Below are 24,495 nucleotides of genomic sequence, written 5' to 3' on the forward strand. Positions count from 1 at the left end.
TATTTGTAACAATATTCTTAGAAGTTTTTAATGCATTAAATAACAGTAATTAATTTTAATTTATCAAAAAATTCAAGGAATTATCAAAAATAATTTTTAAGGGGGATTAAAATGGGAGAGAGAAATGCATTAAATGAAAATCTTGAACGTGGCCTTGAAGAAAGACACATTCAATTGATTGCACTTGGTGGAGCAATTGGAGTTGGACTATTTTTAGGTTCTGCAACTGCTATTCAAACTGCCGGACCAGCAATTCTTCTAGTATATGCGATAGCTGGACTTATGATTTTTTTCGTTATGAGAGCACTTGGAGAATTGGCAATTGCATATCCTGTTTCAGGATCATTCAGTGCATATGCCAGTGAATTTATTAATCCACTTATGGGATATTTAACCGGGTGGACTTATTGGTTTATGTGGATTGTAACATGTATGGCTGAGGTTACTGCAGTAGGAGTTTATGTAAGATTTTGGATACCGTCTATGCCTCAATGGATACCTGCTCTTGCAGCAGTTATAATAATGACAGCGGTAAATTTGATTGCAGTAAAAGCCTATGGAGAATTTGAATTTTGGTTTGCATTAATTAAGGTTGTTACGATTATTGCCATGATAATATTAGGATTATTAATGATAATATTTGGACTTGGAAATGGTGGTAAACCAATAGGAATTTCTAATTTGTGGACAAATGGTGGATTTTTCCCTAAAGGAATAAGTGGCCCTGTTATGTCGGTTGTTATGGTTGCATTTGCATATCTTGGTATAGAACTTATCGGAGTTACAGCAGGTGAGGCAAAGAATCCTGAAAAAACAATATCTTCAGCTATTAATAAGGTTCTATGGAGAATACTTATATTCTATATAGGTGCACTTACAGTAATAATGGCAATTTATCCATGGAATCAGTTAGGAACAATAGGAAGTCCTTTTGTTTTAACTTTTAGCAAACTTGGAATTGGCGCAGCTGCAGGAATAATAAATTTCGTTGTATTAACAGCAGCATTGTCCTCATGCAATAGTGGTATTTTTAGTACAGGTCGTATGCTGTATAATCTTTCTTTACAAGGTGTTGCACCAAAAAGATTTGGACAATTAAGTAAATCACATGTTCCAATGTTTGGAATAATAATCTCGGCATGTTTCTTACTAGTTGGTGTATTACTTAATTATGTTGTTCCTGAAAAAGTATTTACTTATGTAACAAGTGTTGCAACATTTGGAGCAATTTGGGTATGGGGAACAATATTAGTATGTCAGATGAAATTTAGAAAGAGGCTTTCTCCTGATCAGGTAAAAGAATTGAAATTCCCTACAATTGCATTTCCATATGCAAATTGGATAAGCTTATTCTTCCTGGCATTTGTAATTATTGTAATGATGTTTAACCATGATACGCTTATGTCCCTTGCTGTTGCACCAGTATGGTTTGGAATTTTACTTATAGCATACTATGCATTTGGTTTTAACAGGAAATTTACTAAAAAATAAGAATTAATTGAAGCTAATTTATAAAATAAGGTTCTATATTTTTAGAACCTTATTTTTATAACTAATTAAAACTAATTTGTAAAAGTTTATCCTAAATAGTGACAAAAGTTGGTTTAGATATTATAATAATATAATAATAAATTTTAAAATTAAATTAGTTTAAGTTTGATTTTGTATTCATGCGTATAAAGGGTTTGATTTTAATAATTGTAATATATGGGAAGTGATTATATTGAAAAAGCAGGCTCAAAAATCTAAAAAGAGTGATTTGGAAAAAAATAAAGAAAAAGTGAATCAAAAAGATAGAGAGTCTCACAAATTTTTATTTGAAATGATAGGAAGGATTTTTAGAGAGTAACTATGCAAAAACAGCAGGTTTTAAAAACTTGCTGTTTTTTTAAGTTCTGATTAAAAAGATAATTTGGTTAATACTAGGAAATATTAGATGAAAATATAGAATTTTATGCACTAAAGCTAATTATAAGTTTTATAGATAATATTAAGATGATATAATAAAGAGGTTCGAAAGTTTAATATATTGATATAGGAGGTTTAAATATGTCAAAACAAAGATTACTAGTACTTGACGGTAATAGTATTATGAACAGAACATTTTATGCACTTCCACCACTAACTAATTCTGAAGGAATACATACTAATGCCGTATATGGATTTATTACGATGCTGCTTAAAATGAAAGAAGAGATAAAGCCTGATTATATAGTATGTGCTTTTGATAAAAAAGCACCAACATTCAGACATAATGAATATAAAGATTATAAGGCTGGTAGAAAAAAGATGCCTCCTGAATTAGCAGAGCAATTTCCTATAATTAAAGATATATTCAATTTGCTTTCTATAAATATATTTGAAATAGATGGTTTTGAAGCAGATGATATAATAGGAACTATTTCTACATTTGCAGATAATAATGGTATAGAGGTATACATAGTTACAGGTGATAGAGATGCGCTTCAACTTGCAAGGAATGATGTCAAAGTTGTGATAACTAAAAAAGGAGTTAGCGAAAAAGAAATATACGATAAAAACAGAATGATAGATGAATTTGGAGTGACACCTACTCAATATATAGATGTTAAAGGGCTAATGGGTGATAAGTCGGATAATATACCTGGAGTTCCAGGAATAGGTGAAAAGACAGCATTTAAATTGATAAAAGAATATAAAAGTATAGAAAATGTACTTACTAATATTGATAACATAAAGGGAAACAAGTTAAAAGAGAACCTAAGACAGTATAGTGAACAGGCAATATTCAGTAAAAAACTTGCTACCATTGTAACAGATGTTCCTATAGAGATTAATCTTTCTGATATAAAATCAGATGATAGATATGATGAAGGTGCTCTTAAAAAACTATTTATAAAACTTCAATTTAGATCTTTACTTGAAAAGATAATACCAACTGAAAAGATAACAGAGAGTGAATTAAAGTTTAAATTAGTAAGCGATTTACAAAAATTGGAGAGTTCTGCACAAAAAATATTGGATGCAGCTAAAAAAGATGAGAATTTATACATTACATTTAAAATTATGGATGAAAATATATATTCTAAAAGCTGTATAGATAAAATATTTATAAATATAGGTGACTTAAGCTATATTATGAATGTTAAGGATATTTATGATGCCTCCGCTAACTCAACAGTTATGATATTGAGAACTATCTTTGAGGACGTTAATATTAAGAAGATTAGTTATGATGTCAAACTTCCTATTATAGTTTTGAAAAAGATGGGTATAGATTTTAATGGTATAGACTTTGATACTAAAATAGCTGCTTATTTAGTGGATTCCTCAAGGGGAAAATATGATTTTGAAACTGTGATAGAAGATTATTTGGCTATCTCTGTAGATGGAGAAGATGATAAGGCTGATTTAAAAAGAACAATTCTGCTTAAAGAGCTTTATAGAGTACTTAAAGATAATATAGATCAAAAGAATATGCATGAACTGCTGTATGATATGGAACAGCCTCTTATAAATGTACTTGCATCGATGGAGGCTCAGGGATTTATGGTTGATAGAGATAAGCTTGTAGAACTTGAAGATAAGTTTAAAATTGAAATTGATGAGTCTAAAAAAGAGATTTATTCTATGGCAGATGAGGAGTTTAATATAAATTCTCCAAAGCAATTAGGAAAAATCTTATTTGAAAAACTCGATTTGCCGGTTATAAAGAAAACTAAAACTGGATATTCAACAAATGCAGATGTATTGGAAAAACTTTATGATAAGCATCCTATAATAGAAAAAATAATATATTATAGACAACTTACAAAACTATATTCTACATATATAGAGGGACTTAAGGCTGTAATTGATACAGATAATAAGATTCATTCAAGTTTTAATCAAACGGTAACAACAACAGGCAGGCTCTCGAGTACAGAACCAAATTTGCAGAATATACCGGTAAAATATGAGATGGGTAAGGAGATAAGAAAAATATTTATCCCTGAAGATGACTCGGTTATATTGTCAGCTGACTATTCACAAATAGAACTGAGGGTTCTTGCACATATAGCGAATGATAATAATCTAATAGATGCATTTTTACATCATAGTGATATTCACACAAAAACAGCATCTGAAGTGTTTAATGTTCCTATAGATGAAGTAACGCATACTCAGAGAAGTAATGCTAAAGCCGTAAATTTTGGTATAGTTTATGGTATAGGAGATTTCAGTCTTGCCAAAGATCTGAAAATAAGTAGAAAAGAGGCCAGGGATTATATTGATAAATATTTTGAGAGATACCCTGGTGTAAAAGAATATCTAGACAATATTATAGAAAAGGCTCAAAAACAGTCATATGTAACTACAATTTTAAATAGGAGAAGAAGCATACAAGAAATTAATTCATCAAATAAAATGGTGAGAGAATTTGGTAAGAGATTGGCAATGAACACACCTATACAGGGAAGTGCGGCTGATATAATAAAAATAGCAATGGTAAATGTGTATGACAAGTTGAATGAACAGGGACTTAAAAGTAGGTTGATTCTTCAAGTTCATGATGAATTGATATTGAATGTGTACAGGAATGAAATTGGGATTGTTAAAAACTTAGTTAAGAACGAAATGGAGAATGCTATAAAATTAAGTGTGCCTTTAGAGGTGGATATAAATATAGGAGATAGTTGGTATGATACAAAGTAAATGGGGGAGTGTTTATGCTTAAAATTGGGCTTACAGGTGGCATTGGAAGCGGAAAGAGCACTGTTTCCAAAATGCTTTCCGATATGGGGTTCTGCATCCTAGACGCAGATAAGATAGCAAGAGAAGTTTTTGAGATTTATCCTGAAATACTTGTAGATGTAAAAAAGAAATTCGGAAATAATTTTTTTGATAAGAACAATGAATTAAAAAGGAAGGAATTCGGAAATTATATTTTTCAAAATAAAGATGAGAGAAAAAAATATGAAAATATAATAATACCTTTTATAAGAAAAGAATCGTTTTTAAGATTAGATAAATGTGAGATGTCAGGGGAAAAAGTATGTGTTTTTGATGCACCTACATTAATAGAAAATAATTTTCATAAGTATATGGATATAAATTTACTTGTATGGGTAAATTTTAATACCCAAATAGAAAGAGTTAAAAAAAGAGATGGGCTTTCATATAAAGAGGTTTTAAATAGAATAAATTCTCAAATGACTTTAGAAGAAAAGAGAAAATTCGTGAATTATATTATAGATAATTCAAGTAGTGTAGTACAGACGAGAGATAATTTATATATTGTACTAAATAAAATTGGTATAAAACTTAAGGGGGTGAAGTGCCTTAAAACATCAGGCACAGAGTAAGTTGAAAAAGGTAATAAGGATATTAATCTTAATTTTATTTGTAGTAGCGTTGATATTTGGGAAAAATATAGCAATGTGCTTTTTTCCGTTAAAGTATTCAGATTATATCATCAAATATTCAAAAGTGTATAATATAGATCCATATTTGGCAGCGGCAGTTGTAAAGACTGAGAGTAATTTTGATGAGTATGCAATATCTAATAAGGATGCATATGGTCTTATGCAAATTACCCCAGATACAGCTAGGTGGGCTGCTCAAAAAATGAATATCTATGGATTCACGATGAATATGCTGATGACACCTGAATTTAATATAAAAATGGGATGTTGGTATATAAATGACTTAAATGGTGAATTTAATGGAAATATTAATGTTATGCTTGCTGCATATAATGGCGGGAGAGGAAATGTAAAAAAATGGTTAAAACAAAAAGAACATTCTAATGACGGAAAAAATTTGGATTACATACCCTTTAAAGAAACTAATAAATATGTTAAAAAGGTAAAGATGAATTATACAATATATAAATATCTATATAAAGATAAACTTAAAAAGTAATTTGAAATAAAAATAGCATTTAAAAGTTATATTGACAAATGTAAAATAAATAGTATAATACTGATTAGGCAAAGATGTCACTTTAATTTAAAAGAGTCAGTCTTTGTTATAGTTTTTTAGCGAAGGTGGCGGAATTGGCAGACGCACTACTTTGAGGGGGTAGCGAGTAAAATCATACGGGTTCAAGTCCCGTCCTTCGCACCAAATGTTGAATATTTTCTGAAATATTCGACTAGCTCTAAGTTTTGAACCTACATTATAAAATTGGGAGTTCAATATTTAGATGTGGATATGTACTTTTATATGAATCCTTGTAATGGTTTAGAAGAGATAAAAGCATCTGTGAGGACACCCACCTATCGAGAGATAGGTGTCAAAATTGGAGCAACGGTATTTTGGATTTTATTATTGAATTTAATAGTTTTTAGAAGAGAGGTTTTTGCCTCTCTTTTTTTATGCGGTGTTTTATGTGCAATTAAATTAGTAAATAAATACCATTAATCATGCTTAAAATGATGGAAGTTTGTTAAAAAAAAGTCAACTTGACATTGAATTTAGAATATTCTAGAATAATTATATATCAAAATGAAAGTTGGCCGATATTATTTTTTATATTTCTGAATAATGACAAAAATTTAACAAGAACATGCAGAATATTGTGATCCAAATTAAATAAATTTTTGAAGTTTATTCTAGCAAAATTGATTTAAGCAGAATTGAGTTCTGTTTATTATAAATACTTAATAAATAAGAGGGTGGGATTGAATGGATACTGTACAGAAAAAAAATGACACCAGTAATTTAGATGGAATGGATGTTATACAAAAATATCCTAAAGAGCAAAGGTTTACTTTAGCTATTTTACAGGATATACAGAGGAAATATAAATACATTCCTCGTGATTCAATAGAAGCGTTAGCAAAATATCTAGATACACCCGTAAGCAGGCTTTATGGTATGGCTACTTTTTACAAGGCTCTGAGTCTTACACCGAAAGGAAAGTATATTATAACTGTTTGTGATGGAACGGCATGTCACGTAGCTGGATCTATGGTCATTTTTGATGAATTAGAAAAACATTTGGGAATAAAACCAGGTGAAACCACAGAGGATCTTATGTTTTCAATCAATACCGTCAATTGTATTGGCTGTTGTGCTATAGCTCCTGTCATGATGATCAATGACAAATATTACGGAAATTTGACGCCTAAAATGATAAAAGAAATTATTGATAATTATAGAGGTGAAAAATAATGGACCAAAAGAAAACTATTAATGTATGTTGTGGGACAGGTTGCTTGGCAAAAGATAGTATGGCAGTTTACAATGAATTTAAAAATATAACAGAAAAATTGGGAGTCAATGCAGAAGTAAAAACTAAATTTGAGTTAAAAGCAACCGGCTGTGATGGACTTTGTGAAAAAGGGCCTGTTATAAAAATATATCCGGATGATATAGCTTATTTTAAAGTTAGAGTTCAAGATGTAGAAGATATAGTAAAAAAGACTTTGATAAATGGAGAAATTATTGAAAATTTATTGTACTTTGAAACTTCTACTAAAGAGAGACTTAAAAATCATAAACAAAGTGAATTTTGCAAAAGACAATATAAGGTTGCACTTAGAAATGTTGGAGAAATAGACCCTACAAGTATAGATGATTATATTGAAAGAGGAGGATATAAAGCTTTAAAACATGCCATTTCTGAAATGAAACCTGAGGATGTATTGCATGAAATATCAATTTCAGGACTAAGAGGAAGAGGTGGAGCTGGATTTCCTACCGGTCGTAAATGGCAGACTGCTACTGATATTGACACTAATCCTAAGTATGTAGTATGTAATGGTGATGAAGGTGATCCAGGTGCATTTATGGATAGGAGTGTTATGGAAGGTGACCCCCATAGTGTTATTGAAGGCATGACTTTATGTGCGTATGCAATTCATGCTAACCATGGTTTTGCATATGTAAGAGATGAATATGGATTAGCTATAGAAAATTTACAGAAAGCTATAGATGTAGCTGTAGAAAATAATTTATTAGGAAATAATGTACTTGGAACGGAATTTTCTTTTGATATTCAGATAGTAAGAGGTGGAGGAGCATTTGTGTGCGGTGAATCTACAGCGCTTATGGCATCAATAGAAGGAAAAGTTGGAGAACCTAGAGCAAAGTATATCCATACTACAGAGAAAGGATTATGGGGACAGCCAACAGTGTTAAATAATGTTGAAACGTGGGCCAATGTACCTATAATAATTCAAAAAGGTGGCAGCTGGTATAATACTATAGGAAATATGGAAAAAAGTAAAGGAACAAAGGTGTTTTCTTTAGTTGGAAAGGTCAAAAATACTGGACTTGTAGAAGTTCCTATGGGTACAACCTTAAGGGAAATAATATTTGATATAGGTGGCGGAGTATTAAATGATAGAAAGTTTAAAGCCGTTCAAATAGGCGGGCCATCAGGAGGATGTTTACCTGAAAAGTATCTGGATCTTCCAGTTGATTATGACACTCTTAAAGCAGCTGATTCAATGATGGGATCAGGTGGAATGATTGTAATGGATGATAGAACCTGTATCGTAGATGTTACAAAATACTATCTGAGTTTTTTAGCAGAAGAATCATGCGGAAAGTGTGTTCCTTGCAGAGAAGGTGTTAAGAGAATGCTTGAAATAGTTACAGATATCTGTGAAGGAAAGGGAAGAAATGGAGATATAGAAGAATTACTTGAAATATGCTCTATGGTAAGCCAGGCAGCATTATGTGGACTTGGAAAGAGTGCTCCAAATCCTGTCTTAGCTGCTATAAGATATTTTAGAGATGAATTTGAAGAGCATATTCGTGATAAGAGATGTCGCGCAGGAGTATGCAAGAAATTGACAACCTTTACAATAGATTCTAACAAATGTGTAGGTTGTGACTTGTGCAGAAAAAATTGTCCTGTGGATGCTATATCTGGTGATGTTAAAAAGCCTCACAAAATAGATGCTCAGAAGTGTGTAAGATGTGGTAACTGTATTAATATATGTAAGTTTAATGCAGTCAAAGTGAAATAAGGGGTGTGAATCTTATGAATATAATTATAGACGGAAAACATTGCGAGTGTGAAAAGGGAGAATTTATTCTTCAAATTGCAAGAAGAAATAATATATATATACCCACGCTATGTCATAGTGATGCACTGTCTGGAATTGGAAGTTGTAGATTATGTATGGTAGAGGTTATAGACAGAGGACGTTCGAAGGTTGTTACAGCTTGCTTATTCCCTGTAGCTAAAGAGGTAGAAGTTGTTACAAACTCTGATAAAATAAAAAGAATAAGAAAAAATGTGGTTATGCTTCTTAAAGCAAGATGTCCAGAAAATAAAGAAATTGATGACCTGGCAAAGTATTTTGATGTGGACGAACATAGAGTTCAGAGATTTAAACTAGATAAGACAGAAAACTGTGTATTATGTGGACTTTGTACAAGAGCCTGCAATAAACTCGGAGCAGGAGCTATATCAACTGTAAACAGAGGTATATATAAAGATGTATCAACCCCATATAATGAGATTTCACCGGAGTGTATTGGATGTGAATCATGTGCCAATGTATGCCCAACTAATGCCATAAAGGTAACTAAAAAGGACAATGAATTAGAAATTTGGGGTAAAAAATTTAAGATGATAAAATGCAGTGCTTGTGGTAGATATTTTGCTACAGAGGAGCATATTAAATTTGCATATAAAAAAGCAGGTATGAAAATTGATTTAAATAAGGTTATGTGCGATAAGTGTAAAAGAGAAAAAAGTTCCAAACAAATTGCAAAGATATACAAAGATTATAATATTTAGACGATACGGTACTAAAAGAAGGGTGGTAAATTATAAAATGAAATTAGAACTTAATCCTTTTGTTTTGGTAGATCCGAAAAAATGTATAAATTGTCGTTCATGCGAAGTAGCTTGTGCTGCAAGTCATAGAGAAAATGGATGTGGATCTACAGTAGGCAATATGGATACACCAATTGTCCCAAGAGCGTTTATTGTCAAAAATAAAGAGTATAGCATAAGAATTCAATGTAGACAATGTGAGGATTCACCTTGTGCACAAGTATGCCCAACAGAAGCTATTACCTATGAGGATGAAAATATAATAGTAAATCAAAAGTTATGTATAGGTTGTAAAACTTGTACGATTGTATGTCCAATAGGTGCAGTAGATTTAATGCCTAAATTTGAAGGAAAATCAATTGATGGTGGAATAAATAGAAAATTAAAGTTGATAGCATATAAGTGTGATTTATGCAAAAATGCCGGTGGGGAGCCTAATTGTGTAAAAGCATGTCCTGAAGATGCTTTAAGAATAGTAAATCCTGAAGAAGATAAGAAAGATCATAATATTAAAGCTGCATTAGAGCTTATGTCGGATAACGGTTTATAATTTCGGATATTAAAATGAATGTTGAAAGAAGGGAATATTACGTATGTCAAATGCTTCTATAATAAATATAGATAGAGAATTATGTACTGGCTGCAGACGTTGTGCTGAAGTGTGCCCTGTAGATGCGATAGAGGGAGAGGATGAAAAGCCTCAAAGCATAGATACTGATAAATGTGTCATGTGTGGACAATGTGTTCAAATATGTAAAGGATATCTTGCGTCAGATGATGAAGTGTCTACTCCAAGAAGTAAAAAACTTTTCGATAGAGGAATGTTAAATAGTGTTAGAGAACCTATTTTTGCAGCTTATAATCTCGGACAAGTAAAAAAATTGAAAGAAATGCTTAGAAATAAAGATATGTTTAAAGTTGTTCAGTGTGCACCTTCCGTAAGGGTAGCGCTTGGCGAAGATTTTGGTTTGCCGCTTGGAACATTGACGCCGGGTAAAATGGCAGCATCTCTTAAGAAATTGGGATTTGATAGAGTTTATGACACGAATTTTGGTGCGGATTTAACTATAATGGAAGAGGGAAGCGAATTAATACAAAGACTAAAAGATAATGAAAATTTACCTATGTTTACATCATGTTGTCCAGCTTGGGTAAAATATTTGGAGCAAATGTATCCTGAATTATTAAATCACCTTTCAAGTTGTAAGTCGCCGCAGCAGATGGCTGGTGTGGTATTTAAAACTTATGGTGCTAAGATAAATGGAATTAATCCAGGTAAAATTTATAGTGTTTCTATAATGCCATGTACCTGTAAGGAATTTGAGTGCGAAAGGGATGAAATGCACGATAGTGGTTATAGGGATGTGGATCTGGTTATAACTACAAGAGAATTGGCTCAGCTTTTAAAAGATGAGGGAATAGATTTTTATCAATTACAAGAGGAAAAATTTGATACTCCTCTTGGCAAATATTCTGGTGCGGGAGCTATATTCGGATCAACTGGAGGTGTTATGGAGGCAGCACTTAGAACTGGATATGAGCTTGCAACTAAAAAAACGATTCCTAAATTAGATTTGACCATGGTAAGGGGAGGAGAAGGATTTAGAACAGCTGAAATTGAACTTGAAGATTTCCATTTGAAGGTTGGGGTCGTATCTGGACTTAAAAATGTTAAAACTGTCTTGGAGTCAATAAAGAGTGGAAAGTGTGACTTGCAGTTCATAGAGGTAATGACCTGCCCGGAAGGATGCATAAGTGGTGGAGGACAGCCTAAATTGTTTATTGATTCTGATAGAGATCAGGCTTATAAAAATAGGAAAAAATCTATATATCAGCATGATGCCAATTTAAGTGTAAGAAAATCTCATGAAAATCCTGCTATAAAGGAAATATACAATAAATTTTTAAAGAAGCCATTAGGAGAAAAGTCACATGAGTTACTTCATACACAATTTATTTCTAGGAGAAAATAGGTAATATGTAAATTATATAAGTGTAAATTTAATTTTTTATAATGAACTTTGCCTTAGGTATAGAAATTTGTATCTAGGACAAAGTTTTATTTTTGTATTTTGAAAAACGTTTTCTTTCGAAATTATAAACAAATTTTACTTAAATGCTTGAACTTAGTAAATTATTATGTTACTATAATAACAATATATGCTATGGACGTACATGTGTACGCGATATACATACAAAAAATGGAGGGTTTTATGAGTAATAAATATTTAATAATTGATACAGGGATTCTTCCAGAAGTTTTCACTAAAGTTATGCGATTAAAAGAACTTTTAAGAATTGGAAAAGTAAAGGATATATCTGATGGCGTAAAAAAAGTAGGAATAAGCAGAAGCACATATTATAAATATAAGGATTTTGTATTTACCTTGTCAGAAGGGTTAACCAGTCACAAGGTCACGTTAGGGCTAATGCTTGCTCATGAAGCTGGTACATTATCAAAGATATTGGATAAAATAGCATCTAAAAAAGGAAACATACTTACAATAAATCAGGACATTCCGATAAATAAAGCGGCGAGTGTTTCAATAACATTTGATGCATCAAAACTGGATATAGAAATTAATGAATTAGTTGATGAAATTGCAGCAATTAAAAATGTCATAAAGGTAGATTTGGTAGCTGTAGAATGAATTAATAAGTAAAGAGGGGGCAGTTTATAATGGCTTGTATAGCAATGCTTGGTTATGGAGTTGTAGGCAGTGGGGTTGCTGAACTCATATTAAAAAATAGAGGAAAATTTAAGAAAAATTTAAATCAGGAGCTGATTTTATCCAAGATTCTTGTAAAAAATACTAAAAAACATAAAGATAATAAAAATAGTGATATAATGACCGATGATATTAATGAAATATTTAAAGCTAAAGTCGATATAGTTGTGGAAGCAATGGGAGGACTTGAACCATCATATGAATATGTAAAAAAAGCGTTAAACTTAAAAAAACATGTAGTTACTGCAAACAAGGATTTGATAGCTGAATATGGATGTGAACTTCTCAAAATAGCCGGGGAAAATGGAGTTACACTTCAATTTGAGGCCAGTGTAGGGGGTGGAATTCCAATATTAAAATCAATCAGCGAATGTCTTGTTGGAAATGAGATAAACGGTATAAAGGCTATTTTAAATGGTACAACAAATTTTATATTGTCTAAAATGTCAGCTGATGGCATGAGATATGATGAAGCACTCAAACTTGCACAAGAAAGTGGATTTGCGGAGTCAAATCCAGAGTCGGATGTAATGGGATATGATGCTGCAAGAAAATTATCCATATTATCTACTATTGCATATGATAGAAGAGTTGAATGGAAAGATATAAATATAACAGGTATAACTGATATAGATGAAAAAGATTTTATGTATGCTAAGCAAGAAGGATATAATATAAAACTCGTTGGAATGAGCAGGAGAGAAGAAGGAAAGATATATGCATCTATAATGCCTGTAATGGTTAGAGAAGAATCAGTCTTAGGGAAAATAGAAAATGAATATAATGTTATAGTTGTGGACGGAGATGCAGTAGGGGATGTGGTTTTTTCAGGAAAGGGAGCAGGGATGTTTCCAACTGCGAGTGCAGTATTTGGAGATATCATTGATATAATAGGACATAAAAGAACAAGCCCTTTGAGTTTTAATGATGAAATAGCGGAAATTGATAAATATTGGTCTAGTGAAGATAGATGGCTTATAAGGATTAATACAAGTAATAGGTTAGAAGTAATAAAAAACATATCAGCTAATTTCAAAATGTGTCATATATTTTCAAATTCAGTTACAGGTGACAATGGGAATGAGGTAGCTGCATTTGTAAAAGCTTCAGATGAAAAGTCTTTGAATAATATCATAGATGGTTTTTTAAAATTAGATGGTGTTGAAAAAGTGAAAAAGATATTAGTTATGGATAGATGATGTGCATTTTGGATGGGGAGGCTTGTTTATGTCAAAGATTAAAGTTAAAATACCTGCTACAACTGCTAATATGGGACCGGGATTTGATACACTTGGAATGGCTTTGAAGTTATACAATGAAATAGAAGTTGAAGAAACTTATACGGAAACTGAAATATACAACGATAATGTGAAGAGTTCTGATGATTATAAGGATAATCTTATATATAAAAGCATAATAAATGCACTTGATAGATTTCACTATAAATATAATGGATTTAAAATAAATGTCATAAAATGTGACATACCTATGAGTAGAGGCCTTGGAAGCAGTGCTGCTTGCATAGTTGGAGGAGTAAGTGCTGCAAATGTTATTATGGGGAATAGACTTACAATTGAAGAAATTATATCAATTGCAACTGATATAGAAGGACATCCTGATAATGTTGTTCCAGCAGTAGTCGGAGGTATGGTAGTATCTATAAATGAAGATGGTATGGTAAATTATTCTAAAATAAGTATGCCAGGACAACTTAAGTTTGCAGCAATGATACCAGAGTTTGAAGTTAGTACAGAGCTTTCAAGAAAGGTTCTTCCTGAATTTTATAAAAAACAGGATTGTATATTCAATATATCAAGGGCAACTATGCTTGTAAGTTCTCTGTATAATGAAGATTTTAATAGTTTACGAATGTGTTTTGATGATAAGATACATCAACCATATAGGAATAAATTAATCAACAATCTGGATAGTATATTTGCTAAATCTAAAGAATTGGGATCAGTTGGGGAATTTATAAGTGGTTCTGGATCAACTCTTATGGCTGTTTTAAATAAAGATGAAGATAATTTTGTAAATAAAATGGGTGAATTTTTAAATCAATTAGATGACAGGTGGAAAATTATATTGTTAAAACCGGATATGGAAGGTGTAAAAGTTATGTAACTCTGTCCCAAAATCGTGTATTTTAAGTATCCTAATTTTATAGGGCTTGTAATTTCAAGCTTAAATTATACTCCAGTTGGCATTCCCAAAATTTGCCACCTAAAAAATTTCTAGTAAGTCTAAGTTCGTATTTATAAAAATCTAAGCAGATTTTATAAACTCGCATGCTCAAACATATAAAATCTACTAAGATTTTCAAAAATACTTTACTAAGATTTACTAAAAAATTTTTTAATGTGCCTACATTTTGGAAATGTCAGCTTACGTATAACTTAAGCCTGGAATTACAAATCCTATATTTTTAATATATGTAATAAAATTTTATATTTATAATATTAATATATTAAGGATAAAGGCAAAGCTTAGGGGTGAAAAAATGAAGTACACAAGGTATGATTTGGGACAAAGAGGTGGAGGTAAAACATTCGTTTTAACAGTAGTACTCATTCTAGTATTTGCATTTTTATTTGCCACCATAATATTTAAAATATTTGTTAGCGGAGGCAATTATAGGAGCAAGGCAGAAAATACTGTTTCTAAACAAACAGATAATAAAAGTGGCAGTGGAACCAAGAATAATACTGCTGTGGAAGATAATCAAAAGATAGGAAAATTTGTAGCTGTACAAGGGGGAATATATAAAGATAAAAATAATGCGGAGCAGGAGAAAAATGTTCTAAAGAAGTATGGAACACCATTTTCGGTAACAGAGCAGGATAAAACAAGAATTCTACTCGGAATTTATAATGAAGAAACAGGAAAAAATGTGGCAGAATCTCTCAATCAGCAAAAGGTTGATAATTCGAAAATGACATTTTCAATCTATAAGGATAACACATGTGACATACAGATATCGGAAATAGTAAATGCTTATATACAAGTTTTGAATAAAGCATCTGATAAAAATGTTGAGGCTGTAGAAACAGCTGATTTAAAGAAATGGAGTAATTCTCTTCAGAGTGTTAGAAGTGGTAAGAATTTGGATAAATTGAAGCAAATTAAAACTTATATAAATAAGTTACCGGATAGGATATCAAAAGATAATGTTGAAAGTGAATATACTTATATATATGGTTTTTTAAGTAAAGTCGGGAAAAAATAGATATGCCTTAATTGTGAATAAAGAATATTATATAAAGTGAAGAAAATTGTATTTTATATAATATTCTTTATTTTTGTAAATATAATACTTACTTTTAAAATTTTTTTAAAACAATTGTATATGTACTTGTTTAACCCTTTATTAAATGATAAACTATATTAGATATAAAATTAAAGTGGGGGATTAATTTGAAAGGAGCTGAAAAAAGTAGTGGCTTTTTATGGTTTATAATATTTTTAGGAGCTGTATTTGGAAGTTTTGTCGGGGATATAATAGGAAATAGTTTTAACATGCTGAGCTTTTTAGGAAAATCATATACTATAGGTAGTTCTACACCATTTGTGCTAAATTTGAGATTTATGATTTTAACATTGAGTGCAAGTGTAAATGTAAGTATAATGACTATACTGGGAACAATTATAGCTATAATATTGTATAGAAAATTCTAGGCCGAAGGGTGGTACTAAAAATGAAAGTTATTTTGGCATCATCTTCTGTTAGAAGACAGAAGTTACTCTATAGAATCATAGATGATTTTGATGTAATAGTAAGTAATTTTGATGAGAGCTTAGTCGAATTTGAAGGAGACTGTGCCTATTATGTTATGGAGCTGGCTCAAAAAAAAGCCGCAAGTGTAGAAAAATATTTAAATAATAAAGCTAATGATAGGAATATAATAGTTGGATGTGATACTATTGTATCCTTTAAAAATAAAATTCTTGGTAAGCCTGGTGATGAAGAAGAAGCATTTGATATGCTTAAATTATTAAGTGGAAATGTTCATAAAGTGTATTCAGGAATAACTTTGATAGATACACTAAATCATAAAATAAAGAAGGATTTTGTCTGTACAGATGTTAAATTTTCTACTTTGTCTGATAGTGACATAGTAAAATACATAAAAAAAGGTGAATGTTTGGATAAAGCAGGAGCCTATGGTATTCAAGGATATGGTGGATTATTTGTAGAGGAAATTCACGGATGTTATTACAATGTTGTGGGATTGCCTTTAAATAAGCTGTCTAAAATGTTTAGGAGTATGGGGGTAAATCTATAAAGAGGTAATTTATATGGGAAGAATTGTGGATTTATCTAAAAGTGAGAGACCTCGCGAGAGACTCATGAAATATGGGGCAAAAGTATTATCAAATGCTGAACTTTTGGCGATAATATTGAGAACTGGAAGTAAAAAGGAGAATATAGTAGAATTAAGTAATAGGGTCATAAAAGAAAGTGGAGGACTTAATGGTCTTCTTACTTCTGATTTAGAAGCCTTTCGAAACCTTTATGGAATAGGGAAGGCTAAAGCTGCGCAGATATTAGCTGTGGCTGAGATATCTAAGAGGTTTAACTCATATAAAGATGGTTCTGAGTATAAAATACTAAAATCATTTGATGCAGCTAATCTTGTAATGAGTGAAATGAGCAGCCTAAAGCAGGAACATTTGATGACTATATTACTAAATACAAGAAATATCGTAATATGTGTTGAGGATATTTCAATTGGAGATTTAAATTCCTCAATAGTACATCCACGTGAAGTATTCTGCGAAGCTATCAAAAAAAATAGTGCTTCAATTATAGTATGTCATAATCATCCTTCTGGCGATCCCTCGCCAAGTAGTGAAGATTTGAATATAACTTATAGATTAAAAGAGTGTGGTAAAATTTTAGGAATTAATTTATTAGATCATTTGATTATAGGTAATGGTAAATATATTAGTTTAAAGGAAAAAGGAATATTGTAGTTATGTATTGAAAGGAGAAAAATAATGGGATTATTTGGCATATCACGAGATATGGGAATAGATTTAGGAACAGCAAATACTTTAATATATGTGAAAGGCAAAGGAATATTATTGAGAGAGCCATCAGTTGTGGCTATAAATAACGAGGCAAAAAAAGTTTTAGCGGTAGGAGCCGAAGCTAAAGAGATGATAGGAAGGACTCCAGGAAATATAGTTGCTATTAGACCTCTTAAAGATGGTGTAATTGCCGATTTTGACGTTACACAGACTATGCTTAGGAAATTTATTGAGAAAATAAGTCCAAAATCTGCATTTACAAGTCCGAGAATAGTTATATGTTTTCCTTCAGGTGTAACAGAAGTTGAAAAGAGAGCTATAGATGAAGCTACAAAGCAGGCTGGGGCAAGAGATGTACTACTTATGGAAGAGCCTATGGCAGCCGCTATTGGTGCTGGACTTCCTGTAAACGAACCAACTGGAAGTATGATTGTTGATATTGGTGGAGGTACTACAGAGGTAGCAGTCATATCCCTTGGTGGAATAGTTACAAGTAAATCTTTAAGAATAGCAGGAGATGAATTAGATCAAGCAATAGTAAGCTATATAAAGAAAGAGTATAATCTAGCAGTAGGAGAAAGAACTGCAGAAAATGTTAAGATACAGCTCGGATCAGCATTTAAATTAGAAAAGGAAGAAGAAAAGTCTATGGAAATAAGAGGAAGAGATTTAATATCAGGACTTCCTAAAGTTATAAATATAACAGAAACTGAAGTAAGAAGTGCATTAAGTGAAGCAGTGTATTCAATAATTGATTCTATAAAAACTACTCTTGAGAAAACACCTCCAGAATTGGCTTCAGACATTATGGATAAAGGTATAATGCTTGCTGGCGGGGGTGCGATGCTTAGTGGACTGGATTTACTTATAAATAAGGAAACTCACATGCCTGTTCATACAGCGGAATCTCCTCTTGACTGTGTTGCACTTGGTGCTGGCAAAGCACTTGATACTATAGATAAGATAATAGCAAGTAGAAAATAATAATTATGAAGATATTTAAGAATAAACTGGCAGTAGCAATTGTAGTACTGTCAGTTACATTTTTAATTTTAATTACACAGGGATTTAGGAGAAATAAATTACCTTTTTTAGAAAATGGCATAGGTGTTGCCTTTAATCCAGTTCAAGGCACGATATATAAATTTAATAATGGTGTTAAAGACTTTGTGGGTTTTATATTTAATTTTTCTGATGTAAAGGATGAAAATGAACAGCTAAAAAAGAAAAATAGCGAACTTCAAAATAAATTAGTAGAGTATAATTCACTTAAGAATGAAAATAATGATTTGAGAAAAATGTTGAATTTTAAGAATCAAAATTCACAATATGATTATCTAGGATGTGACATAATAGGTAAAAGTGGTGACGGAGTTTTAGATCAGTTTGTTATAAATAAGGGAACTAAGAATGGAATTACAAAACAAATGATAGTTGCAGCTCCAGATGGTTTAGTTGGACAGATAACAAGTATTGGGTCTAATTGGTCTATAGTACAGACATTGTCCAATGAGAATATAGCTGTTAGTGCAACTATAGAGAGTACAGATGAAAATAGCGGTGTAGTTAAAGGGTATAAAAACAGTGATAATAAATTACTTGCACAGTTATGTTATCTACCTGAGGATTCTACTGTAAAAAAAGGCGATGTTATATTGACATCAGGTCTTGGAGGATTTTATCCAAAGGGAATAAGAATAGGTTCAGTAATAGGTATCGAGGAAGATAAGGGAAAAGTAATGAAAAATGCTATAGTACAGCCATACGTTGATTTTAATAAACTTAACAATGTTTTTGTCGTTATACCTAAAAATAAAATAGATGTGAAATATTAGGGTGATATGATATGAAAAAAGTATTGATTTTATTATTGCTGTCAATATTGTTATTTATGCTGGATAATGTACTTATGCCATTTATATCTATAAGAGGGGCATATCCAAATCTGCTTTTAGTTTTTATAATTTCGTACTCGATTATAAATGGAAGTTGGGAAGGAATGTGGATTGGTACATTATGTGGTATGCTGCAGGATGTTTATTTTTTGAATGGTTTTGGCATAAATGCATTCACAAATATGATTGTATGTATATTAGCTGGGTTTATAGGAAACAGTATACTTAAACAAAAGATGATTATGCCAGTTATGACTTGCTTTGCCTTGAGTATTTTAAAGGGAATAATGGTTTTTGTGATATTGTATATAGGCAAGGTGTACAGCAGTTTCGGGAATGTGTTTATTATAGGTATATACAGTTTAATTATATCAATTGTTATGTATAAAGGTGTGTATAGGCTTTGCCAAAAGCCATATATGGAAAGGCGATGGAGATTTTAGAGGAATGGTGATTTCATGAAAATCGATAAAAAGAATGGTATCAATAGATATGCAGCGCTAATAACTATAATGGTTTTAATCTTTGTTTCTATTTTATCCAGGATAATTTTTCTTCAGGTAGTAAAGGGAGAGGATTATAAAGCAAAGGCAGATAGCAATTCTATAAGAGAAATTCCTGAAACTGCACCTAGAGGAAAGATTCTTGATACTAATAACAAGGTGCTTGCAACTAATACACAAAGTTATGTTCTGGTATATAATCAAACTGATGAGATAGATCAAACATTTTTTCAGACTATGGACAAGGTGTTTAAGATTCTGGATGAAAATGGAGAAACTCAGAAAGATGATTTTGAATTAAAGATAAATCCATATAGATTTGAATTTAGAAGTGACGATCCAAAAACTCAAAAAAATCTTGAATTGAGATTTAAAAAGGATAGAGGTATGGATTCATATGTGCAGAAAAAATTATTCGGAGATAAGAGTACAGATAAACTTACTACTGAAGATAAGGCAAAAATCGACGAAGAGTTGCTTAAAATAACCCCTGAGGAAACATTTAAATTTCTGGTGAAAAAATATAATATAAATAGTTCTAAGTATTCCCTTGAGAAACAGAGAAGGTTTATGATAATAAAAGATACTGCTAAAATGAACAGTTTTTCAGGATATAAACCGGTAACTGTTGCCAGCAATATAAAGAGAAGTACCGCTTTGATTTTTTTACAGATGTTAAATGAGCTTCCTGGAATTGATGTCGATACACAGCCAATTAGAACGTATCCGTATGGTGAAGTTGGATCTGCATTTTTAGGTTATATATCTAAGATAACATCTGACGATGAAAAATACAGTGAAAAAGGATATGACACAAGTACGGATTATATAGGTGCCGCAGGTCTTGAAGCTTCATATGAGGATAGACTAAAAGGTTCTAAAGGTGGTAAAATTGTTAAACTCAATAAGCAGGGAAGAATAATTCAGGAACTTGGCAGCAGAGATTCTTATCCCGGTCAGAGTTTAAAACTCACTATAAACGAGGAAGTTCAAGCAGCTGCAGAAAAGGCACTTGATACAAAAATGTCAGAATTAAGAGCTAACCCTTCTGCACAGCAGCGTTCCAATACAGCTAATGCAACAAGAGGAGCCGCAGTTGTTTTAGATGTGAATACAGGTGGTGTTTTGGCACTTGCAAGCAGGCCGGGGTATGATCCAAATTTGTTTTCTACTCCCGGAAGTCTAAGTACAGATTTATATAACCAATTTTTTAATCCTGATCTTAAAGCATTTGGTAAGAATTATATAGAACAAAGGGGATTAATGGCATATTATCCTGGTGAAACAGAAGATGAAGTTTTGAATACATTGTTTCCTGTGGATAAAAGTATAAAAAATAATACTACCGTAAGGAAGGATCCTTATGATATATATGCGAAACCACTTTTTGATTATGCGACTCAGTCACTTATACCTCCAGGATCTACATTTAAACCTATGACTGCCATTGCAGGACTTCAGGGTGGTGTTATAACACCTGGTTTTGTGGTGGATGATGAAGGAATATTTGATAAAGGTGGAGGAAATTATACACGCTTTACTTTGGATGGAGCAAATGGACCAGTTGACCTTATAAGTGCCATTCAAAAATCGAGTAATCCATACTTTATGACAGTAGGTGGACTTATAAAAAAAGCATTAGGCAGCGATGGACTTGCTAAATATGCATGGAAATTTGGACTTGGTGTCCCACCTACTTCTGATGAAAAACCATCAACTGGCATAGAAATACCTGAAGCATTTGGCCAGGTGTATAATATGTGGTCTATGAAAAATTTGTATGCTAGTACGTATTTATATAAGACAATGCAAACGCTAAAGTCTGGTGGTGACAATGGATATAAATTTACCCCTATTGATCTGTATGATAATGATAATGATTCTAGTAAGGTAAAGGATATAAAGAAAAAGCTTAAAGAATCAATACAGGGTTCAATAAAAGATGGAAGTAAATCATTTAATAAGGATACGTATAATGAGTTAATAACTAATTTAGTGAAAGAAGATCCTCAATATAAAGATAAAGGTATATCAGATAAAGACATAAAATCAATGATATCGTGTATATATTATACAACGGTTTCTGATGCAAATAGCCAGATAAATGTTACAGCTCCAATGTATGATGCTGCTATAGGTCAGGGTATGAATCAATTTACCCCTCTCCAAATTGCTAATTATATTGCGACTATTGCAAATGGTGGCACTAGATATAAAATTCATCTTGTAGATGAAATTTTGGATCCAAATGGAAAGGTTATTGAACAAAACAAACCAGAGGTTATAGAGAAAACTGGAATCAGTGCTGAGAACCTGGCGGCAGTTAAATCAGGAATGGCTGCTGTTAATGAAAAAGGTACTGCAGCAGGTGCATTTCAAAGTTTTTCTATACAGACAGCAGGAAAAACTGGTACAGCCAGTACTAATAATCAAGAGGCTGTTGGCAGGACTGACTATTCAGTATATGTTGGATTTGCACCACTTGATGATCCTAAGATAGCTGTATGTATTGTAATGTTTGATGGTGGTCAGGGAGCCCAAAGTGCATATGTGGCTAGAGATATATATTCCGCATATTTTCATCTGAATGATGGTTCAGATTCTGGAACTAGCAGTACCGGCCAATAATATAGATATTTGGGCTGTAAACTCTATATAAAGTGACAGGTTATATGCTATAACCTGTCATTTTAATTTTAAAAGATTAATACTTTACATTAATGGTAAATTATATCGTAAAATGATCACTTTTTATGTTAAAATATAATATATAGTACAAATTACTAAAAGGAATTACAGGTACTGTGTTGAAATATAAATAAAATAGGTGACTTTTATTGGAGGTCTAATATGTTGGAGGATAGTATAATAATTAAAGGTAATAAAGAGGGCATTAATGCAGTTATAAATATCAATAAATTTAAAGATTTTGATGAAATGCTCGAAACTTTAATTGGCAAGTTATCAAGAGGAAAAGTTTTTTATAAAGGTGCTACCCTTAAAATAACGACTGAACTTAAGTATATCAACCAAAAAGAATTCCGTAAATTGAAGGATGTGCTATTTGAAGAGTTTCTCATAAAAGATTGTATACTAGAAGATAGTAAAGAGAAAAAAGTTAAGGTATTTACAGGAATTTATGAAGGACGTACTAAGTTTTTGAGAAGAACTGTGAGAAGTGGTCAAATTGTAAACTATAACGGCAACATAGTTATAATAGGAGATGTTAACGCAGGTGCAGAAATATATGCAGGTGGGAATATTATTATATTAGGGGCTTTAAAAGGATATGTTCATGCGGGATTTGGAGGTAATATAAAAGCGCTAGTAGCTGCCTTTTATCTTCAACCTGAAATACTTCAGATAGCAAATGTGATGACAAGGTCACCAGAAGACAATGTTAAACCTCAATATCCAGAAGTTGCTAGAGTTAAAGGTGATACAATAATTGTAGAACCATATTTACCTAATAAATTTATATAATGGAGGTATTTTAAATGGGAGAAGCTATTGTAGTGACGTCAGGCAAAGGTGGGGTTGGAAAAACTACTACCACAGCCAATGTTGGTACAGCATTAGCGTCATTTGGGAAAAGTGTAGTAGTAGTAGATGGAGATACAGGACTTAGAAATCTTGATGTTTTAATGGGACTTGAGAATAGAATCGTGTTTACATTAATAGATGTAGTTGAGGATAAATGTAGATTGAAACAAGCTCTCATAAAAGATAAAAGATTATCTAATCTTTACTTACTTCCGACTGCTCAAACTAGAGATAAAAATGATGTTAGTCGGGAACAGATGACAAATCTGATACATGAATTGAAAAGGGATTTTGACTATGTAATTATAGACTGTCCAGCTGGTATTGAGCAGGGGTTTGAAAATGCTGTAATTGGAGCGGATAGAGCATTGATTGTAGTAAATCCGGAAGTTACATCTGTAAGAGATTCTGATAGAGTTATAGGAAAACTAGATTCAAAAGGACTAGAGAATCATCAACTAATAATAAATAGAATAAATTATGATATGACTAAAAGTGGAGAGATGCTTGACATTAATGATATATTGGATAGTCTTGCAATAGAACTTATAGGTGTTGTACCTGATGATAGAAGTATTACTGTATCTACGAATAGGGGAGAACCGATAGTTTTAGATAATAAGGCAATGTCGGGACAGGCATTCAGAAATATAGCTAAGAGAATAATGGGAGAAAAGGTTCCACTCATGAATTTAGAGTCAATCAATGAAGGTTTTTTTTCAGCTTTGAAAAAGCTATTTCATATAAAATAAAGGAGGGAATAATATGGATTTGTTCAAAATATTTTCTTCAAAGCCTTCCCCAAAAGAAGTAGCTAAAGAACGTTTAAGATTAATATTAATACATGATAGATCAAGTGTTTCACCAGAGTTATTGGAATCAATAAAAGAGGATATTCTAGAAGTGCTTTCGAAGTATGTAGAGATTGATTCTGGAGAAATTGACGTAAAAATGACGAAAATGGAAGAAATAGATGGCGATTCTCCAGCTTTAATTGCTAGTATTCCGATAAAAATGACGAAAAGATAGAAAAA

The 24,495-nt window shown here is 31.8% G+C and carries 24 protein-coding genes, 1 tRNA gene and 1 other RNA gene; all 26 read left to right on the top strand.

Annotated features, from left to right (window positions below; genetic code table 11):
* The first annotated feature begins 111 nt into the window (after nt 1-111).
* The 26 genes from D4Z93_RS04765 (at nt 112) to minE (ending at nt 24,490) form a co-directional block, all read left to right on the top strand.
* The gene (locus tag D4Z93_RS04765; protein WP_119970849.1) at nt 112-1,491 is read left to right on the top strand and encodes an amino acid permease; all 1,380 of its coding nucleotides are present in this window, start codon (nt 112-114) and stop codon (nt 1,489-1,491) included.
* 232 nt (nt 1,492-1,723) lie between these two features.
* Complete coding sequence (locus tag D4Z93_RS13605) at nt 1,724-1,849, top strand: hypothetical protein (RefSeq protein ID WP_279220957.1); 126 nt, start codon at nt 1,724-1,726, stop codon at nt 1,847-1,849.
* Nucleotides 1,850-2,049: 200 nt separating this feature from the next.
* Nucleotides 2,050-4,674 (top strand): DNA polymerase I, encoded by a 2,625-nt coding sequence (gene polA, locus D4Z93_RS04770; RefSeq protein ID WP_119970850.1) that lies wholly within the window; start codon nt 2,050-2,052, stop codon nt 4,672-4,674.
* Nucleotides 4,675-4,688: 14 nt separating this feature from the next.
* Nucleotides 4,689-5,324: a dephospho-CoA kinase gene (gene coaE, locus D4Z93_RS04775; protein ID WP_119970852.1), complete on the top strand. Its 636-nt coding sequence runs from the start codon at nt 4,689-4,691 to the stop codon at nt 5,322-5,324.
* Between the two features lies 1 nt (nt 5,325).
* A complete protein-coding gene (locus D4Z93_RS04780; RefSeq protein ID WP_119970854.1) occupies nt 5,326-5,883 on the top strand; it encodes a lytic transglycosylase domain-containing protein in 558 nt (185 codons plus the stop codon).
* Nucleotides 5,884-6,002: 119 nt separating this feature from the next.
* Nucleotides 6,003-6,087 (top strand) — tRNA-Leu (locus D4Z93_RS04785).
* A 9-nt stretch (nt 6,088-6,096) separates the two neighbouring features.
* A non-coding RNA gene (gene ssrS, locus D4Z93_RS04790) (6S RNA) lies at nt 6,097-6,289 on the top strand.
* A gap of 359 nt (nt 6,290-6,648) precedes the next feature.
* Entirely contained in the window at nt 6,649-7,137 is a 489-nt protein-coding gene (nuoE, locus tag D4Z93_RS04795) for an NADH-quinone oxidoreductase subunit NuoE (protein ID WP_119970856.1), read from the top strand.
* The gene (locus tag D4Z93_RS04800; protein ID WP_119970858.1) at nt 7,137-8,942 is read left to right on the top strand and encodes an NADH-quinone oxidoreductase subunit NuoF; all 1,806 of its coding nucleotides are present in this window, start codon (nt 7,137-7,139) and stop codon (nt 8,940-8,942) included. The genes nuoE and D4Z93_RS04800 overlap by 1 nt, the downstream gene beginning before the upstream one ends.
* Before the next feature lie 14 nt (nt 8,943-8,956).
* Nucleotides 8,957-9,721, top strand: coding sequence for a 2Fe-2S iron-sulfur cluster-binding protein (locus D4Z93_RS04805; protein WP_119970860.1), 765 nt, complete (start codon nt 8,957-8,959; stop codon nt 9,719-9,721).
* Nucleotides 9,722-9,758: 37 nt separating this feature from the next.
* The gene (locus D4Z93_RS04810; protein ID WP_119970861.1) at nt 9,759-10,310 is read left to right on the top strand and encodes a 4Fe-4S dicluster domain-containing protein; all 552 of its coding nucleotides are present in this window, start codon (nt 9,759-9,761) and stop codon (nt 10,308-10,310) included.
* A gap of 43 nt (nt 10,311-10,353) precedes the next feature.
* On the top strand, nt 10,354-11,733 hold the full coding sequence (locus tag D4Z93_RS04815) for a [FeFe] hydrogenase, group A (RefSeq protein ID WP_119970863.1): 1,380 nt from the start codon (nt 10,354-10,356) through the stop codon (nt 11,731-11,733).
* Nucleotides 11,734-11,973: 240 nt separating this feature from the next.
* Complete coding sequence (locus D4Z93_RS04820) at nt 11,974-12,411, top strand: ACT domain-containing protein (protein ID WP_119970865.1); 438 nt, start codon at nt 11,974-11,976, stop codon at nt 12,409-12,411.
* A gap of 29 nt (nt 12,412-12,440) precedes the next feature.
* Nucleotides 12,441-13,688 carry a homoserine dehydrogenase gene (locus tag D4Z93_RS04825; protein ID WP_119970867.1) on the top strand — a complete coding sequence of 416 codons (1,248 nt, stop codon included), beginning with the start codon at nt 12,441-12,443 and terminating at the stop codon, nt 13,686-13,688.
* 28 nt (nt 13,689-13,716) lie between these two features.
* Entirely contained in the window at nt 13,717-14,613 is an 897-nt protein-coding gene (gene thrB / locus D4Z93_RS04830; RefSeq protein ID WP_119970869.1) for a homoserine kinase, read from the top strand.
* 376 nt (nt 14,614-14,989) lie between these two features.
* Complete coding sequence (locus D4Z93_RS04835; RefSeq protein ID WP_119970871.1) at nt 14,990-15,715, top strand: hypothetical protein; 726 nt, start codon at nt 14,990-14,992, stop codon at nt 15,713-15,715.
* 188 nt (nt 15,716-15,903) lie between these two features.
* Nucleotides 15,904-16,164, top strand: a complete 261-nt coding sequence (locus tag D4Z93_RS04840; RefSeq protein WP_119970873.1) for a DUF4321 domain-containing protein — start codon at nt 15,904-15,906, stop codon at nt 16,162-16,164.
* A 20-nt stretch (nt 16,165-16,184) separates the two neighbouring features.
* The gene (locus D4Z93_RS04845; protein WP_119970875.1) at nt 16,185-16,772 is read left to right on the top strand and encodes a Maf-like protein; all 588 of its coding nucleotides are present in this window, start codon (nt 16,185-16,187) and stop codon (nt 16,770-16,772) included.
* 13 nt (nt 16,773-16,785) lie between these two features.
* Nucleotides 16,786-17,463, top strand: coding sequence for a RadC family protein (radC, locus tag D4Z93_RS04850; protein ID WP_119970877.1), 678 nt, complete (start codon nt 16,786-16,788; stop codon nt 17,461-17,463).
* 24 nt (nt 17,464-17,487) lie between these two features.
* Nucleotides 17,488-18,504, top strand: coding sequence for a rod shape-determining protein (locus tag D4Z93_RS04855; RefSeq protein WP_119970879.1), 1,017 nt, complete (start codon nt 17,488-17,490; stop codon nt 18,502-18,504).
* Between the two features lie 5 nt (nt 18,505-18,509).
* Entirely contained in the window at nt 18,510-19,355 is an 846-nt protein-coding gene (mreC, locus tag D4Z93_RS04860; RefSeq protein WP_119970881.1) for a rod shape-determining protein MreC, read from the top strand.
* Between the two features lie 11 nt (nt 19,356-19,366).
* Complete coding sequence (gene mreD, locus D4Z93_RS04865; RefSeq protein ID WP_119970883.1) at nt 19,367-19,858, top strand: rod shape-determining protein MreD; 492 nt, start codon at nt 19,367-19,369, stop codon at nt 19,856-19,858.
* A gap of 15 nt (nt 19,859-19,873) precedes the next feature.
* Nucleotides 19,874-22,546 carry a penicillin-binding transpeptidase domain-containing protein gene (locus tag D4Z93_RS04870; RefSeq protein ID WP_119970884.1) on the top strand — a complete coding sequence of 891 codons (2,673 nt, stop codon included), beginning with the start codon at nt 19,874-19,876 and terminating at the stop codon, nt 22,544-22,546.
* 222 nt (nt 22,547-22,768) lie between these two features.
* Nucleotides 22,769-23,401, top strand: coding sequence for a septum site-determining protein MinC (gene minC, locus D4Z93_RS04875; RefSeq protein WP_119970886.1), 633 nt, complete (start codon nt 22,769-22,771; stop codon nt 23,399-23,401).
* A 14-nt stretch (nt 23,402-23,415) separates the two neighbouring features.
* Nucleotides 23,416-24,213: a septum site-determining protein MinD gene (minD, locus tag D4Z93_RS04880; protein ID WP_119970888.1), complete on the top strand. Its 798-nt coding sequence runs from the start codon at nt 23,416-23,418 to the stop codon at nt 24,211-24,213.
* Between the two features lie 13 nt (nt 24,214-24,226).
* Nucleotides 24,227-24,490 (top strand): cell division topological specificity factor MinE, encoded by a 264-nt coding sequence (gene minE, locus D4Z93_RS04885; RefSeq protein ID WP_119970890.1) that lies wholly within the window; start codon nt 24,227-24,229, stop codon nt 24,488-24,490.
* Nucleotides 24,491-24,495 lie beyond the last annotated feature (5 nt).

Origin of the sequence: Clostridium fermenticellae, assembly GCF_003600355.1 — a bacterium.
Lineage (GTDB): Bacteria > Bacillota > Clostridia > Clostridiales > Clostridiaceae > Clostridium_AV > Clostridium_AV fermenticellae.